We start from the raw sequence: 17,199 nt of genomic DNA, 5'->3' as shown, positions 1-17,199 counted from the left end.
TTATATGAAGAAAATTAAATTAGCACTACTCAAATTTATTTCTGAAAAAGTAAACCGTAATATTACCCAGCTTGAGGCTCCAACCCAGGCAGCCATCATAGTGCCTGACCAACATGCATACCATTCACTAGCCCCAATAGGAGATGCGGATCCTGATGGAGCCTATGCAAGAGCACTTAGATGGGCACTTGAAAACAGGGGAGCAGAGGACATAAAAAATATTGCCATTACCGGCACCTATGGTTCTGGGAAAAGTACAGTATTGAAGACTTTCCAAAACCACAACAGCAATCCGGATTTATCTTTCCTGAATATTTCTCTGGCTACATTCAAAGAGGAGGCCGAAAAAGCAAAAGAAAACGGAGAGGTGATCAGCCACGCCGATATGCTACGTCTAATTGAGCTTAGCATCCTGCAGCAGATATTCTATAGAGAAGCAGATGAGACTATCCCGGACTCCAGGTTTAAAAAAATCAAAAGCTTTAACGATACCAATATTGCCTGGATAACTTCGGGGGTGTTCCTACTGATTCTAGCTACCATTCAGCTTTTCAAAAAAACTTTTCTAGAAGATATCATTGGCTATTCCTTTTACGAGCTTACCAATACCATTATTCTCATCGTTTCCCTGCTGATCGTGATCCCAGGATATTTTCTGCTCATCCGCAAATCCTTAAGGCTGATTAGTAGTCTCACGATCAGTAAGCTTAATTTCAATAACGCTGAGATTGAGATCAGTAAGAATATCAGTAAATCTGTTCTGAATGACAATTTAGATGAAATACTATATTTTTTCGAAGTCACAGATTATACAGTAGTGGTGATCGAGGACCTGGACAGGTTTGAGCAGACAGAGATTTTTACTAAACTTAGGGAGCTTAACCTGCTAATAAACAACTCCAAAAAAATAACCCGCGATATAGTCTTTGTTTATGCCGTCCGGGATAATATGTTTAAGGATAAGGATAGAACGAAGTTTTTTGATTTCATCATCCCAATTATTCCTGTAATCAATTCCTCTAATTCGAATGAAAAACTGATGGATATTGTCGTTAAAAATGAGTATTTGATCAGTGGTGATTTAGTTGAAGATGTTTCATTTTTTATTGATGATATGCGCCTGCTTTACAATATCACTAATGAATACCATGTATACCATAACCGTTTGGAGAGGCTAGACCCAGGGAAATTACTGGCAATGATTGTCTATAAGAACATTTACCCAAATGATTTTATTGCCTTGGGAATGAATCAAGGTGTGCTCCATGGGGCATTCGATGAAAAAAAGGCTTTCATCAAAAAAGCGCTCGAAACACTGGACCAGGAAATTGTAAAGCTTAATCAAAAAATAAGTTCAATAGAAAGTTTAGGAGTTCCGAACATCAAAGAGCTGAATATGCTATACGTGCTAAAGTATACAGAGCGGCTGAACAATTTCATTAGCTTTAATATTAACGGAAAGAATGATTCAGCCTCTAAAATGGCGGAAGAAAATCAGTTTAAAACGCTCATAGATGGCACAGCATCTTATACTTACTATTCTCATGATTATGGCAGTTATTACAGGATAAATAGTGTTGCAACGGTCAATGTCGAATTTGCTGAAATTGAACGCCTGGTAGATACTGTTTATAGCTATGAAGATCGTGTGGCATTGCTAGCCGAGCGAGGAAAACGCAAAATTAAAGAGCTAACGGATCAGGTTAAAACGTTGGAACAGCAGAAGATCGATGCTAGTCACGCTAAGCTCAAAGAGGTGATGGCATTGAGCGATCTGGAGCTTAAAATTGAAGATAAAAAACAATTACAGCTCGTTAGTATCTTAATGAGAAAGGGATATATAGCAGAGGATTATCAGGATTTTATATCGATTTTCTACGAGGGGACTATCACCAAGGCCGATAGAGAATTTTTGCTTAATGTCAAAGCGCAGTTGATATCTGAATTTGACTATGGTCTGGATAAAATCGATAAACTCATTACAAAGATTGATTTAGTTGAGTTTTCTGAGCCTGCTATCCTTAACTTTCAGCTTTTGGATTACCTGCTTGATGATTTTAATTACCAAGGGCAATATTCCAGAGTCTTGAAAATAATTGCGAATGAATCTCCATATGCTTTAACTTTCCTAAGCGAGTATCTTCAAAGATGTGCAAATGAGGCAGAACTTTTTAAACAGCTGGCCAAAGTATGGCCAAAAATGTGGCAGGTGATTAGCAAAAAAACACATGTAAAAATCGAAACAGCTGATTTATTGAAAAAAGTGATTGCATATTGCGATGTTGATGACATCAAGTCGCTTGCCCATAAATCAAAATTGTCAGCCGAAATTGCCCAAAGCGCAGATTTTTTACAAATGGATGTAGAAGAAGACAAACTCACTTCAATTATCGAAACGCTCAGCATCAAATTTAGCAGGCAAAATTTACATGACACTCCCCAGGCTTTAAGCAAATATGTATATGACCATTCGGCTTACCTGCTGAATGAGGAAATGACCAGAGAGATTATTGCAGCTTTTGGTCATTATGAAGAAAAGAAATTCAACGAGTCAAATTATACCGCCATTTTACAAAGCGGCTGTGAGAAGTTGATCGCCTACGTAGATTCCAATATGGAAAGTTACTTGGAGCAGCTTTATTTTAAGCTGGATGGAAATGATTTAGAAGAGCAGGAGGGACTTATAAAACTAATCAATCATGAGAATATAAACCAGGATAAGAAAGAAGAGATCATCCTGCATGTCAAAACTAAAATAAAGGACTTGGCTCAGATTCCAGATCTTGATATGATTGGATTTCTACTGGCTGAGCAAAAGGTCGATGCCAATTGGCCATCTTTGGTAGACTATTTTTTTAGAACTAAAAATATCCTAAACCAGGCACTCATCACCTTTATCAACCAGAACGCGGATGACCTTTCGAAAACCAAGATTGATACAAGCAACCCCATACCTGATGAAAAAATCATTCAAGCTTTTTGTTATGCACTTGTTCGAAGTAACAGCATAACAGATGCAAGTTATGATTTGATCATGAAATCAATACCTTACCACTATCGGGACGCAGATTTGCAAGGGTTAAATGTTGCCAAAGTAAAAACATTGATTTTAAAAAAGAAATTAAGGCTAACGGTTAAAAACTTTGACCAGCTGAGAGACGAGCTGTCAGGTTTGAAGTTCCCCTTGGTAGAAAAATGGAGTAAAGACTTTATGGACGAAATCGATACGTACAGCCTTGATGACCTTTTGGTTATAGGAGTTATAAGATCATCGATATTTACCCTAGAGGAAAAAAATGTAGTGTTAGATAAAGCAGCGGCACTACTGGTCAGTCCAAATGCGGAACTTTTAAAAACGTTAGGCCTACAGAAAATAGTTCAAGAGGAGCTTACCGTTGACAATACTGTGCTAAAGACCATATTCGAGACCAAAGTCCTTTCAGAGGATGATAGTATCAGGCTTTTAATAAAAGTAGTAAGTAACTTTTCTTACCAGGAGACGATGAGAATACTATCAATGATGCCAGAACCTTATCAGGGATTGGCCATCAGAGGCCAGACGATCGAATTGAAAACAGACCCCCTGTTCGTTCATCTGATCATGCAAATGCAAGATCTTGGTTACATTTTAGATTACAAACCAAAGAAAGACAAAATTCAGGTGTTTACCCTTCCTTTGGAATCATAGCAGCTAAAGTTTAAAAATGCTATTGCAAAGATGTTTAGTCGGTTGATAAAGAGAATCGGTTAGGGGCCATTTAAGCACAAGGTAGATACATATGCTCAAATAAACCGTAAAAAAAGCCGCGGTTGTTCATTATCCCAAATGCAAAGAAAAAACTGTCTTAGCAGTTAAGCCGCAAATGCGCCGAGAGCAAAAGAGGGATCAATATTTAAAGAGAGCCTTTTAGAAAGTTCATAACGACACGAATTGCATGGCTTCTCTTAGTCACACAACCTGAATCCAGACCTTTAGATAATAATACCAAACAAGAAATCAGAGCAGATCAAACCTTTAGTTTATTAAAGAGATATAGAAATGGCCGAAGAATCATTCATGCAACACTTAACAGGACTTTCAGCGCCAATGATTGATGATCCCTCACTTGTACAAAAACGTGGATTCAATCCGCAAAGGCCATTAGAACAAAGTGAAGAGTATGTAAGAGATAACCTATTGGCGCTTTCCCAGGTTGAGCTGCTAATAAAGCAATTAAAGCAAGCGGCTCGCTATATGTCGTCATATCGCTCAGTCCCGGCAATCAAGAAAAAAGAATTTACCCGCTATGATCATATTGTTTATCATTTAGAGGTACACTTGCTAAAAACGACAAGCGTATTAGATAGGTTATTGATATTGGTTAATTTAGTTTTGGGTCTTAATGCCGAGCAAAAGAAGTGTAAAGCAGCATATTTACTACATCCCAAAAATGGCAAAACAGAATACAAGAAAAAAATAGAAAGTTATCCTGGATTACGCCATGCCCTTTTAAAGTTAGAGGCCTATATAGAGCCTTACAGAGAGGATAGGAACATGATCGCCCACCATAAAAACATAGATTATAGTGAGCTTAGGGCAGTTGAAATGTATAGTGTATTACTTGGTTTAGATATAGGCGATGATACAGACTTTCTATCGAACTTCAAAGTGGTAGCTAAAGTAGAACTGACCGTGTTGTCGCTAACCTTAAAAAATTACTGGAAGTATTTAATAGTGAGTTAGAAGTCTTATTAAAGGAGGTATATGATATCTTGAAAGCTATATTTAATGAAAAATATCAAAAGATATTGAATATTGACAAGGATACATTAAAATCTGAGCAAACTAGCTCTTATACTGCAAATTCCAAAGTCTGAAGCTTAAAGATGTCTTAAGCAAATGGAAAATTTTAGGATTTAACAAGCGCTTTGATGGATAGTCTTCCTTCCCAAAAGGTTTCATTTTTCAAAATTTAATTATACATTAACACATAAAACATTAAAATGGTATCTAATATTAACCCGTCTCAATTTACATCATCTATTTCAAATAGCCGCACTTCGATGCCTGCCCGCGTTGCTATTCATTGTTCTCATTGCGTTATATTCGTTAGTTTAGAGATTAAATGGCAAAATGAAATAAATACCATTGGTAATTTTGGTATAGCAATTTGTCCGCATTGTGCTGGAAAAATGAAGTTTTTCTATGTAGTTGATGAAAATGCACCATCAGATACCGATAAAGGATCGCTATATGTACACCCAGCTACCCGGGCCCGTCAACCCTTGCCAGGTTTAGATGCAGCAAAGTCATTGACGCCACAGGTTAAAAAATCCTATCAGTCCACGCTAACATCTTTTAATACCAACCAGTGGATTGCCGCTGCGGTAATGAGTAGAAGATTACTAGAGGGGGTGATTCAAATGCTACAGACTGATAAGCAAAATGGTTCATTTAATTTGAGTAAAGCGCTCAGTAAATTAACTGATATTGTGGATCTTAATAAACCAATAGTTACTATCGCTGACGGGATACGTAAGATGGGAAATATCGGAGCACATTTTAGCGAAGAGATGGAACCGGATGCAGAAACATCGATCCTTTTGATGGACCTGTTAGATTACTTAATTGAATTTTTATTCATCCTACCGGATAGAATTGAGGTTCTGCATGAGAAGATTGAGGATCTTAGAAGCGGAAAAGCTTCAGCCGAAGAATAACCAAAGATTTTAATAGGCTCGCTAATAGATAATGCACAGAGCCAACAAGGATCTGTGCATTATTTATCCCAATCGTGCTTAAGGCATGCCTAATTGAGCTTTGAAAATAGCCGAGAGAACGGGTATGCTAATTTTAACAGCGGTATCAAACGCCCACTTTCCACTTTCTTTTAAATAGTGAATAACAGAGTTACCATCTTTCTGTTCAGCGGCAAGCTGAGCTTGAGTAATGTTGGTAACAGCAGCCAGCTGTTCTTCAGTTTTTGCCTCAGCAGTTAAAAAATCTGTTAATTTTTTTAACTCATTGGCAAGGACGGCGTAATCAGTGTTTGCTGGCAAAGAGTTGGTTTGCTGGTTAAAAGTTGCATTGTTCGCGCTGGCTTGATCGCCAACAGCGCCGATTTGTGAATGTTGAAAGTTGTAATTACCCATAAATATTTCTGTTTTATTAATAATGGCAGGCCTGAAATCAGAGACTAATATTTTTTGCCGCAATAATTCCAGTTCCCCTGGTTGAAAATTATCAAAAATCTTTGAAAACTCGTCAGATAATCCGGTAAGATCATTAGAGGGATGCAGTTTTTTTTCCTCTTTTAAAAAAGTAGAAATAGCAGTATTGAAATAACATTGTAGCTTTTCGGATTGAGTTGTACCGCGCAGGGTTGAAATTTTACCACTGTTCATGGATGCGAAAACATTTTTCAAGCAGCAATGCTCAGCAAAAATACGTTGTATGCTGATCCTAAGTTGACGGTGTACTTCAGGCTCCGTTGCATTTGAGCGCTCATGAAGCCATAATCTGATATTTTGCCCCTTATATTCGTTCCATGAGGTAAATAAGCGATAGTCTTTACTAGATCCCGAAATATTTTCCATGGACAGCACGTGCTCATCTACTTGTTCTCCTTCGTCTAATAGGAAATATAGTTGGGGTGTACACAATTTGATATCACTCAGGCCTTGCTGTATAGATTGCTTGGCTTTAAAAGTACTGCTCGCCCTATAAAACTTTTTTAAGTTGGTAGATATCGATAACAAAAATTGGAGAATGTGATCGTTTCCGATCCTTATCTTTACGGTAGAGTTTACTAAAATCTCAAAAATACGATTGATTTCATTATCGGAAATTGTTCCAGGGATCTTACTAGTGCGAAAAACAAATTCATAGCGGTTCAATACCTGTTCATCTCCCGAATAGAAATTCCGGTAAACATTTTTTAATTGAATCTGCGAACTAGGATAAATGGCAGGTGCCGAAATTCCCTTCTTAACATCACAGAGATAGCCTTCATGTACCCAGCTCCTTAATCCTTTTTTCCTTCGTGGCCTTATTTTACCAGTTCCCCTGACAAACTGCGTAGGGTCGGGCAATGGCCAGGCAGGTTTATCAAGCAGCTCATCCAGGTTATGATTGAGGCCCCTAATATCGGTGAGCGTAAATTGTAGAAAAATGAGCATATTAAATTTAAAAAATCCCAGAGTGGCGAACACAATGGGATTCGAACTAAAGACTTACTCTGTATTGATTAATAAGCACTCTTATATCAATAGGATCAAACACAAAATCAGAATGTAACCAATTACTTTGCTGTTTCGTGGGAAGTCATTTACAGGTTCTCCTAAAATCTTAAGGTCCTTTGCCTTAATGCACAAATATAATGAATTGCTAAATCATAAGGTGAGTTTGAATAGCTTATATTTGACTTTTATCTAAATAGATTAGCAAATGCTCTTTCAAGATCTCATACTCCAAACCGAATCAGAGCTCGAAGGGGCCTTCAATCGCCTATTTGAGTTAGCAAATAAAAATCAAATTCACCCCGGAGACCTACTCCTGGCTATGGAAGGGGCATTTTTATCAGAAGAGGAAGACTTCGAAAATCCTGGAGCCGAAGAACTTATGCAATACTATAATATAGGTGATGACATGGCAGGGCATTGTGAGACGACTAACTACAATTTTATTGCCCATTATGGAAATTCTGTAGATGTAGCGAGTTTTGAGGATTATAAGAAAGCAGTTGATTTGGGAATAGAGGCAGACACAGAGCTAAAGGATGTGATAGCGGCTGAAGAGCTTACCATTCAGATTGAAATGCTCATTTACATTAAAATTTGGGAAGGTGAAACTTTTTTGAAAAAGTTTTATCAGTTGGTAAGATTAGTAGAGGGAAAAGGTTATGATTGGCATTGCAGCATAAATGGATTTGGAAAGGCGAAGCCTGGAAGTTTTTCACGTCGCCAGCTCTTAGATCAGATTAAAACCGGGCTGAAGGAAAATCTGCCAGCGCTCAGTAAGGGGTTTGAAGAATGCCATTTTCCTCAAATCAGAAACGCCATATCACATTCTCAATATGCCATTCTAGGCAGATCTATCAGCTTTAATAATTTTGAGCCAGATAAAGATGGATCAAAACATGGAGTTTCCTTTGAAGAATGGACGTTGATATTTCACAAGACAATGGCTATATTTCATTTGTACACAAAATTGCTTAGAAGGATCAGGCAATACTGCTATGATTCTTCTGCTGAGTTCCGCTATAAAAAAGAAATTCAAATTGTGCGTCATTTTCCTAAGGCGAGAACATTTTATGTTGTGCTTTACACAAGGCCTCATTATATGGATTGGAGCCCTTATCAGGGCGGCTAATCAAACTAACAAAAAATAAAAGCTATTTTTCTATGAATTGGAAAGAGACTGTAAAAGAAATTCCCGAGGAAATGAAACCTGTATTCTTGAGCCAATCAGACCAGGCTGATGAGGTTGAATGCGATTTAGGCTGCTTGGTTCTGAATAAGAAAGGAGAGAAGTGTTGGCATGTAGGGAATGATAAGTTTATCAAATTAAATGCAAGAAAATTCTGGCAAAGCTTATCGCTACAAGACAATGTCATCCCCGCTGACACTAGAGATGATGAGCTGAAAGGATGGGTTGTTTTCTATTTGCAGCGCCTGGAAACTTTCGATAAAAGATTCCTGAGTCTGGGTAAAGAGGTGATGTATTCAGGGAATGGCCTTTACGATCTAGATTTTTATGTGGCAGGTGTCCTTAATCGCGCCATGTCGCTCAGTTTTGGCTTCATTACGCTTATGAGAAATTCAAATTACATTTCTGCGGCCCACTTGGTAAGACCCTTTTTGGATACATATCTGCGCCTTACAGCAAGCTGGTTAGTAAGTAATCCGCATGAATTTGCCAGAAAAGTCCTTTTAGGAGAACGGATTGATCTGATGAAGGATCGGGATAATAAGCCGATGACAGATCGTTATTTGGTTCAAAAAGAAACATCACGATATCCCTGGATGAAAAAAGTATATGAGGAAAGCTCAGGTTTTGTACATTTCAGTAGTAAGCATATCCATGGCGCAACGGCGTTTAGTAAAATGAAAGATGGGAAGGTGCGCACCTTTATTGGAAGAACGGATAGTGATGTTTCTGAGGAAAACAAGCTTGAGGCAGTTATCGGAATGATCGAAATAGCCAATTGCATAGTTGAACAGGTTTTTGGATGGGTATTGACTAAGCGATTAATGGGATAACTGCAGTCGTGCACGATATATCAATTAATGCACAGATCCTTTTGCATCATAATAAGCTAAAAGGGAAGCAAATAATTAAGTTAAATATAATTTATGGAACAATTATTTATTCAGGAATTTACGGAGAAAACTAAGCTAAATTACCTGTCGGTCGCAAAATATCTCGAACCAAAGGCTGATCATTTTCTTTCTCTTTCCTCAATTCGATTGGAAATTTTGAAATCCCTGATGCTAGAGCTATTTCAGGTGAGTATTTTTGCGACCAATCATTTTGCGGAAAGACTGATCAAATTGGCGCTAATTCAAAAGTATACACTTGGAGTAAACTACTCGGAGCCAGATTTATATAACAAGCTTACTGTTGAGGCTATAACGAAGTATGATGGTGTCGTTTTATCAACCTCCTTAAAACTTGCTTTAGAGGAGGGTTTATTAATCCAGAAGGAATTTGATGAGTTGGAGGCAGCTAGAAAGAACATTCGAAATCCCTATTCCCATGCGGAGACAAAAGAAATTATTAAAGAGGCACCGACAAAATTTACTGGTTTTATGTTCAGTTTTGAAGAGGTTAAAAATAACTTAAAAACAGGGCAACCGATCAAGCCTGGCGTGAAAACAGAGATCACGACGTTATCTTCAACATTTTCCCAGCTTTATCAACAGGAATTCTCACGTGATATTGCGCTTTCTTATTTCGATCTGGTTTTCAAGTGTATGCTTTCTATAAATCAAAAGCTCGATTTATTTTCTGCAGATAAGAAATAGGCGAAACTGGTAACTCCAATTGTTTTAGACGATTAATATTTGTAATGAGATTTAACTGTTTACCCTTAATCTTGGTTGCATAAACTAAAGTGTATTTACGCCGTTTTTGTCAATTTTACTTGCTGTGTAAATTTGCTGTAACCAGCAGATTATCGGTTTGTGTTCTTTTGGTGAGGTGGAGCCAATGTGCCCTTGCCTTTCTAGAATGGGGATTGTCCTGAACCCAGAGTACCGGTGATTCCAACTGGTCGTATATGATCGCATCATAGTACACCATGTCCTCGGAACTTGAAATGACGGGCAAGATAATAAAGCCGGATGTAATACCATACAGTTTTGCTAAGCCATTTTCTAGATTCAGCTTCTGTGACTAGGCCATGTCTAGTTTTTACCTGGCTGTTACTGCCTTGTTCTTTTGGTATATCGTAGGCTGCAAGCATTCTGGTCTTAGCCGTAAGGAACTGTTTCCAGCCTTGGTCAGGCGTTTGTATTTGAAGTGGTGAGGTTTGCTATTCATATGGTTAGCGTAATTTTATGTATTAACATACGGATTGATTTCTCCATTGTTGAAAATCTGCGGAATACATTCTGCTAACGGACAAGCTGAAGTTTATCATCAATTCGTTCTGCTGTAATCCACGGTGATTCTGAAAAGCTTTTTAATTCAGGAAATTCGTTAAACTCATCAGCGCTGATATATTCCTTTACAAGCAAATCAGAAACATATAGAGGGAAAGTAACACCCGTCCCGCAGGTAAATAGCGCCAATACTCCTTTTTCATAGATTGATGGACTATCCATGTCCTGACTATTATTATCATCCTGGGAATGAAGATAGAGACCAAGAAAGTTTCTTGCCTCAGTTTTATCATAGAGTATAAACTTACTATCATGTAACAGTGACATTATACAAAGTAAAATATCATGACTGCGGTTATTGACGGTCTGTATGTATTTTAAGTCTATTGAGAACGATTTTATAACCATAGTTAAACTCGCCTCTATTTCGTTGTTGAAGGTTTCTAAATCGAATACTGACGTATAGTATATTACACCTCGAATAACCTTTTGGATTTGGTCAATTTTACTTTCAATATTAGCTATTAATATTTCTGAACCTGATCTATGCTTTTCAAATGTTTTTCTTTCCTCGTCATTGATATTCTCCAGCTCACTAATTTTTTTATTAAGCAATCTAGTTTTCAAGGTGCTCAGGTAGTGAAATCCTTCTTTTTTATAATAATGACGATCAAAAAGTTCTTTCACCTCGGTCTTTGTGAAATTTGTATACTTTATTAAATGGGCTTCTGGGATATCTTCCAGTCCATCCGAGTATAGGATATGGAAAAGTTTCGACTCGATTTTATAAATCGAAATTCCACCCAAAAGAAAGTCACTCAGCTCGTCTTCAGTTTTAATTTTTTCCATCAACTCCTTTGCATCTGCACCCTTCATTTGAGAATCCATCAGCTTCTGTTTGGCATACCTATTATTAACCTTTTTATGAAACATACCTTGATTTCTGTCACTGTGGGCGACGAAATGTGCAAGTTCCTTTATAAGTCCATTAGATTTTATGTGCTCACGGGATATGATGAGAAGTGACCTCAGGGTCTCCTCATCGAAAGAGCCATCTGCAATTTTATTGAGGCACTTTGTAATTGCCTGTTTTGTTTTGACTGACATTTTATGGTTTTGAGGTTAGTTCCGCTTTTGATTCAGTGAACCATTAGTTTCAATCAAATTATGCAAGAATTTTTCAAAGTATTCGATATCCTCGCTAGTTCCCGATAGCACTTTCGTACCATATTTTACATCAAATTCCAGTTCCCTCAAATCGGATTTTCTTGCTTTATCTGTGAACAGTATATCTGAAGCTTGCAGGGCTGTGGATATTCGCAATAGGTCAATATGATCACTGTGCGTTTCAACTCTTTTCTTAATGCTCCAAAGGCCTTCAATATGAGCTCGAATATTTAAAATAGAGACAAAGTCTAGGCGCTCATTTTTTAGCTTTTTTAGCAGTTGAACACCCTCGCCCGAAAGCAATTTATTATTCTTCAGCATATATTCAATTATAAGGTCTATATAGTGTGGCACCTCTTGTTCCTTGAACTGGACTCCTCTGGTAACAATCCCCCCTTTTGAAACAAGCTCCTGCATCCTTGCGATGAATTCATTGGCATTTAAATCTACAATTGCAGAAATCATACTCATGGCCAAGATTCACAACAAAAAAAATGCGCATATGGATAGAAAGATCCTTAAGGAAAAGTCGAACAAGTCAAATATTCACTCAGCGTATGATAAATAGGCCTTTTTAGACTCAAAATTACTTTGGTGGAGGTTAACTGGTTGGAAAATGTCGAACCGGTAATGGGAGAGGTATATTTAATTGATATATAGTGATTTGTGTGTATAAAATAAGGAAACAACAAAGATATGCTGTTTCCTTATGGTAGCGGGGAGCAGGATCGAACTGCCGACCTCAGGGTTATGAATCCTGCGCTCTAACCATCTGAGCTACCCCGCCGGGCTTAATATTTACTACATAACGTAAATATCGATGTGGTTATTTTTAAGAGTTGCAAATATAGAATAAATATGCATTCTATTAAAAAGAAATTTGAAAAATACTTTAAAGGCCTATTGCTCAGTAAATTTGATTGTTTTTGGAGGGCGGTTGCAGCCATTTTAGGTCTTAATGGTAGCCTGTTTTTAGAAATTAACAACACAACAAAACGCAGCATTTCGGCAGATACCGCAGAATTAACCGCATTCCTGGTCTTAGCATATGATCAAGTTTATCGCTTACGGTAGGTGCGGGGGATATTTCAACTGGCCATTTGTGCTGATAAAATTGATGGTTTCAAAAAGATTGATTACCCCTTGGTGCTACCAAGTTATCCCTAAGGTAACCTTATCTATAGCTGATATTCGCCAATTCTTTACCTTTTAGGTAATAAATTAGGTAACGCCAGGGTAAAGAAAAGGTAACCGTGGGGTAAGCCTGGGGTTAACTTGGTGTACAGAAAGGGTAAATAAAAGGTAAACAAAGGGTAAAGAATAGGTAGAGAAAGGTAAACAACATTTTGCCTGTTCTATATTGAAATAATTTCAACAATTATCTGCCTTTCTTAACCATACAAGACAGATCAGGTTCATATCAGTTCAATCGAAAACTTAAATGGACTAAAATTCCTTATATGTTGAAAGACCTTCACGCCCGCTTTTTATAACAGGTTTAGTGGTATTCTTTACTCCCCCGCAAAGTGGGTCAGCTACTTGGCATCTTTTTCTTAATCATATCAGGTTTATATAAACATCAGATTTTTTATTGGTTAGTATTGCAGATGTTGAGCAGAAATTAGGAGCCGATTAATCAAATACCACCCTGCGTTCGTCATCAAAATAGCCTTCTGGTATGAACTAACGAGGGGAATGACTACTGACTCATGAACCAATGACCAATGAACTGATGCACCTGGAACCAATAAAAATTATATTGTTGCAGATATAGAATAAATTACCTTTCTTTAGAAAAATAATATTAAAAAATAGTCCGGAAATTATCCTGGTAGTGTACTAACATGGCAGAAAAGAAAAAATTTACACTAGAGTACGAAGTTAGATCGTCACCAAGAATATTGTATAGTTTTATAAGTGAACCAAACGGCTTATCGCAATGGTTTGCGGACGATGTGAATTTCCGCGATCAGGTATATACTTTTACCTGGGACGATGAGCAGCAAAAAGCAAAACTGGTTTCCATTAAAGAAAATAAACTCGTTAAATTTAAGTGGCTGGATGATGAACCTCAATGTTATTTTGAGATGGAAATTGTACAGGACGAACTAACCAATGATGTTGCCCTCTCGATTACTGATTTTACGACCGATGAGCTTCTTGCAGAGAAAAAATTAATCTGGGATAACCAGATCGATTATCTGATTAGCGTTTTGGGTGCGTAATATTATCTTCGTATTGTTTACCTTTGTAAGGTGAAAAAAATACATCTTCTATTAATAAAAGCATTTGTGAAGCCATTCATAGCAACATTTTTTGTTATGATGTTTATTCTATTGATGTTTTTTCTGTTTAAATGGATTGATGATTTAATTGGAAAAGGTTTCGAATGGTACACCATTCTGGAGCTGATGTATTATGCCTCGGCCGCCAACGTATCGATGGCACTGCCACTATCGGTACTGCTTTCTTCCATCATGACTTTTGGTACACTGGGCGAAAATTATGAGCTGGTGGCCATTAAATCGGCGGGGATTTCTTTACAGAAAGCCATGCGTCCGCTGTTTGTGGTGATTTTGATGCTCACCATAGCCTCCTTCTTTTTTGCCAACTACATGCTGCCTAAAGCCAACCTCAAATTTGGCTCGCTACTGTACGATATCAGGAACAAAAAACTTTCATTTTTAATCAAACCAGGGGTTTTTAATAATGCCATTCCGGGTTATGCCATCCGTGTCGATTCGAAAGAGGAAGATGGTACGCTGCACAATATCATGATTTACGATCACCGTGAAAATAACGGGATTCCAAAAGTAATTCTGGCCAGAGAGGGTAAAATGAATAAAACATCCGATGGTAAGTTTTTGGTACTTTACCTTAAAAATGGTGTGCAGTATGAAGAGCAATCTTCGAAAAATGGGATGTACAACCCAAGGCAGATTTTTACGCGGAACCGTTTTAAAGAAACCTCACCGCGTTTCGATATGTCGTCTTTTGATGGTAATACCACCGATCCGAATGCTTTCGGAAACAGTACGCCCATGTTAAACCTGAAAGGGATCGTGAAAAAGCGCGACTCGCTGACCAAACAATTGGATACGCTGCAAATGCGGACCATTGCCAACCTCACCAGCAACTTTAAGCAGTTTAATGTAACTAAGGGTTATACCAAAGTAAAAGCCGTGCCGAAAGCGATTGATGATGTAATACTGAAGAGTATCCCGAACGGATCGCGGAAACTGGCGCTCGATAATGCAAACAATACGGTGGCGAATATTATGCAGCACGTACCCAACTGGGCCCCGCGCCAAACCGATTTAACCGGAGAGATTATTTTTACCACAGTAGAATACCAGCGTAAATTTACCCTGGCCGCATCTTGCATCCTGTTGTTTTTTATAGGTGCACCATTGGGTGCCATTATCAGAAAAGGAGGCATGGGCTTACCTGTGGTGGTTGCCATTTGTTTCTTCCTGGTATACCACATTATTACCACAGTGGCCGAAAAATCGGCACGCGAAGGTAATTTAAACCCGATATTCGGGATGTGGATTGCCGTAATTGTTTTATCGCCGCTGGCCGCCTTTTTGACCTATAAAGCTACCGTAGACTCGGCCTTGTTTGATGTAAATTATTACAAACAGCTCTTCGTTCAGCTGTTTAAAAAGAAGAAAAAATAGGCGTCTTTTCCTTTACTTACAGATGATATTTTAATCCAAATATTGCTCAATAAGGTTGTACATTTGTACGGGTTATTGTTTGTGGTAAAAACTGATTTTAATACGCTTTACACACCATTTGCCCCATAATGTTTATAACATGCAAACAAAATTAAACACAATAGAAGAGGCCATCGCAGATATAAAAGCTGGTAAAGTGATTATTGTTGTAGATGACGAGAATAGAGAGAACGAAGGTGATTTTTTAACGGCAGCCGAAAATGCAACGCCCGAGATCATCAATTTTATGGCTACTTACGGCCGTGGTTTAATCTGTGCGCCCCTAACAGAAGAACGTTGTAAAGAGTTAAACCTCAACCTGATGGTGGGTAAAAATACAGCCGCTTACGAAACTAATTTTACGGTTTCCGTAGATCTGGTTGGACACGGTTGTACCACAGGGATCTCTGCAAGCGACCGCTCTAAAACCATGCTGGCCCTGGTTAATCCTAAAACCAACCCAGAAGAGCTGGGCAGACCAGGACATATTTTCCCTTTAATTGCCAAAGATGGTGGCGTAATCCGCCGTGCAGGTCATACAGAAGCTGCGGTAGATTTAGCGCGTTTAGCGGGCATGAAACCTGCAGGTTTATTGGTCGAGATTTTAAAAGAAGATGGCGAAATGGCCAGACTTTCTGATTTGTTTAAAATTGCCGAACAGCACCAGTTAAAAATTATATCAATCGAAGATTTAATCGCTTACCGTTTAACCATAGATAGTTTGATTAAACAAGAGGTGAGCATCGATTTACCTACCGCTTGGGGCGATTTTAAAATGACGGCTTATACCCAGTTAGATAACAATGCCACCCATTTAGCGATTTCTAAAGGCGAATGGAATGCCAACGAACCGATTTTAGCGCGTGTACACAGCTCTTGTGTAACGGGCGATATCTTTGGGTCTTGCCGTTGCGATTGCGGTCCGCAGTTGCACAAAGCATTGGAAATGATCGAAAAAGAAGGTAAAGGTATAGTGGTATACATGAACCAGGAGGGTAGAGGTATCGGGCTGATCAATAAATTACGTTCGTACAACTTACAGGATGCCGGTTTCGATACGGTAGAAGCGAACATTAAATTAGGCTTTAAAGGCGACGAACGCGACTATGGTGTAGGTGCACAGATCCTGCGATCGGAAGGAGTGACTAAAATGCGTTTAATGAGTAATAACCCAACCAAAAGAGCTGGTTTAATTGGTTATGGCTTAGAAGTGGTGGAAAACATCCCGATCGAAATTGCAAGTAACGTACATAACGAGCGTTATTTAACCACCAAAAGAGATAAAATGGGCCATTCGATTATGAAAGGATAATTCAGTTGGCAGTTAACAGTTGACAGTTTGGATTGTGCGAACTGAAAATTGTTAATTGAAAACGTATACAAGACCAACAGTTGAACAGGTGTTCGATTGTTGGTTTTTTTGTTTAGTTCAAAATCGGGCGTCATTCCATGGGCGTTCGTCCTCCTGAACTTGTTTTATTAGTTGTGTTTATTGTTCTTGATAGTCAAATAGCTACTTTGTGGTCAGGATCTATGTTGTGGGTGGTTCTAATAATTAATTAAAGACTAGCATGCAATACGCATTAAGATTCCCGCCTGCGCGGGAATGACGACCGCTATAATCTAGGTAAGGAGATAAACGGTCTTGAAGTATCGTCATCTCCTTTGGTTTATCCAACTGATTTTCTTCTTCCAAATAGTATTACAAGAAGAAAGCTTGGTAAGCGTT

At 38.2% G+C, this 17,199-nt stretch carries 13 protein-coding genes and 1 tRNA gene; 10 read left to right on the top strand and 4 right to left on the bottom strand.

Annotated features, from left to right (window positions below; all coding sequences use genetic code 11):
- Window positions 1-4: 4 nt before the first annotated feature.
- The 3 genes from AC07VK_RS22505 to AC07VK_RS22495 all read left to right on the top strand — a co-directional run bounded on the left by AC07VK_RS22505 (window position 5) and on the right by AC07VK_RS22495 (window position 5,700).
- Window positions 5-3,688, top strand: coding sequence for a YobI family P-loop NTPase (locus AC07VK_RS22505; protein WP_492963442.1), 3,684 nt, complete (start codon window positions 5-7; stop codon window positions 3,686-3,688).
- A 351-nt stretch (window positions 3,689-4,039) separates the two neighbouring features.
- On the top strand, window positions 4,040-4,723 hold the full coding sequence (locus AC07VK_RS22500) for a Cthe_2314 family HEPN domain-containing protein (protein WP_492963444.1): 684 nt from the start codon (window positions 4,040-4,042) through the stop codon (window positions 4,721-4,723).
- Between the two features lie 260 nt (window positions 4,724-4,983).
- On the top strand, window positions 4,984-5,700 hold the full coding sequence (locus AC07VK_RS22495) for a DUF4145 domain-containing protein (protein WP_492963446.1): 717 nt from the start codon (window positions 4,984-4,986) through the stop codon (window positions 5,698-5,700).
- 78 nt (window positions 5,701-5,778) lie between these two features.
- On the opposite strand, the gene AC07VK_RS22490 is transcribed toward AC07VK_RS22495, so the two are convergent.
- Window positions 5,779-7,158 carry a hypothetical protein gene (locus tag AC07VK_RS22490; protein WP_492963448.1) on the bottom strand — a complete coding sequence of 460 codons (1,380 nt, stop codon included), beginning with the start codon at window positions 7,156-7,158 and terminating at the stop codon, window positions 5,779-5,781.
- 268 nt (window positions 7,159-7,426) lie between these two features.
- Here AC07VK_RS22490 and AC07VK_RS22485 point away from each other — a divergent pair, with 268 nt between their 5' ends.
- The 3 genes from AC07VK_RS22485 (at window position 7,427) to AC07VK_RS22475 (ending at window position 10,005) form a co-directional block, all read left to right on the top strand.
- A complete protein-coding gene (locus AC07VK_RS22485) occupies window positions 7,427-8,350 on the top strand; it encodes a hypothetical protein (protein ID WP_492963450.1) in 924 nt (307 codons plus the stop codon).
- 32 nt (window positions 8,351-8,382) lie between these two features.
- Complete coding sequence (locus AC07VK_RS22480; protein WP_492963452.1) at window positions 8,383-9,240, top strand: hypothetical protein; 858 nt, start codon at window positions 8,383-8,385, stop codon at window positions 9,238-9,240.
- 93 nt (window positions 9,241-9,333) lie between these two features.
- Window positions 9,334-10,005, top strand: a complete 672-nt coding sequence (locus tag AC07VK_RS22475; protein ID WP_492963454.1) for a hypothetical protein — start codon at window positions 9,334-9,336, stop codon at window positions 10,003-10,005.
- A gap of 591 nt (window positions 10,006-10,596) precedes the next feature.
- Here the strand turns inward: AC07VK_RS22475 and AC07VK_RS22470 are convergent.
- From AC07VK_RS22470 to AC07VK_RS22460, 3 genes are all read right to left on the bottom strand, one after another.
- Entirely contained in the window at window positions 10,597-11,691 is a 1,095-nt protein-coding gene (locus AC07VK_RS22470; RefSeq protein WP_492963456.1) for a hypothetical protein, read from the bottom strand.
- A 15-nt stretch (window positions 11,692-11,706) separates the two neighbouring features.
- Window positions 11,707-12,216 (bottom strand): hypothetical protein, encoded by a 510-nt coding sequence (locus AC07VK_RS22465; protein WP_494939832.1) that lies wholly within the window; start codon window positions 12,214-12,216, stop codon window positions 11,707-11,709.
- A gap of 245 nt (window positions 12,217-12,461) precedes the next feature.
- Window positions 12,462-12,538: transfer RNA gene (locus AC07VK_RS22460), tRNA-Met, on the bottom strand.
- Window positions 12,539-12,609: 71 nt separating this feature from the next.
- Here AC07VK_RS22460 and AC07VK_RS22455 point away from each other — a divergent pair.
- The 4 genes from AC07VK_RS22455 to AC07VK_RS22440 all read left to right on the top strand — a co-directional run bounded on the left by AC07VK_RS22455 (window position 12,610) and on the right by AC07VK_RS22440 (window position 16,782).
- Window positions 12,610-12,825 (top strand): hypothetical protein, encoded by a 216-nt coding sequence (locus AC07VK_RS22455; RefSeq protein ID WP_492963460.1) that lies wholly within the window; start codon window positions 12,610-12,612, stop codon window positions 12,823-12,825.
- Window positions 12,826-13,595: 770 nt separating this feature from the next.
- The gene (locus tag AC07VK_RS22450) at window positions 13,596-13,976 is read left to right on the top strand and encodes an START-like domain-containing protein (RefSeq protein WP_029278206.1); all 381 of its coding nucleotides are present in this window, start codon (window positions 13,596-13,598) and stop codon (window positions 13,974-13,976) included.
- 99 nt (window positions 13,977-14,075) lie between these two features.
- Entirely contained in the window at window positions 14,076-15,431 is a 1,356-nt protein-coding gene (locus AC07VK_RS22445; protein ID WP_492963465.1) for an LptF/LptG family permease, read from the top strand.
- Between the two features lie 139 nt (window positions 15,432-15,570).
- Complete coding sequence (locus tag AC07VK_RS22440; RefSeq protein WP_492963462.1) at window positions 15,571-16,782, top strand: bifunctional 3,4-dihydroxy-2-butanone-4-phosphate synthase/GTP cyclohydrolase II; 1,212 nt, start codon at window positions 15,571-15,573, stop codon at window positions 16,780-16,782.
- Window positions 16,783-17,199: the final 417 nt, after the last annotated feature.

It is taken from the genome of Pedobacter sp. GW821-FHT01D05 (genome assembly GCF_059422505.1).
This window is presented reverse-complemented; position numbering and strand designations above follow the sequence as displayed.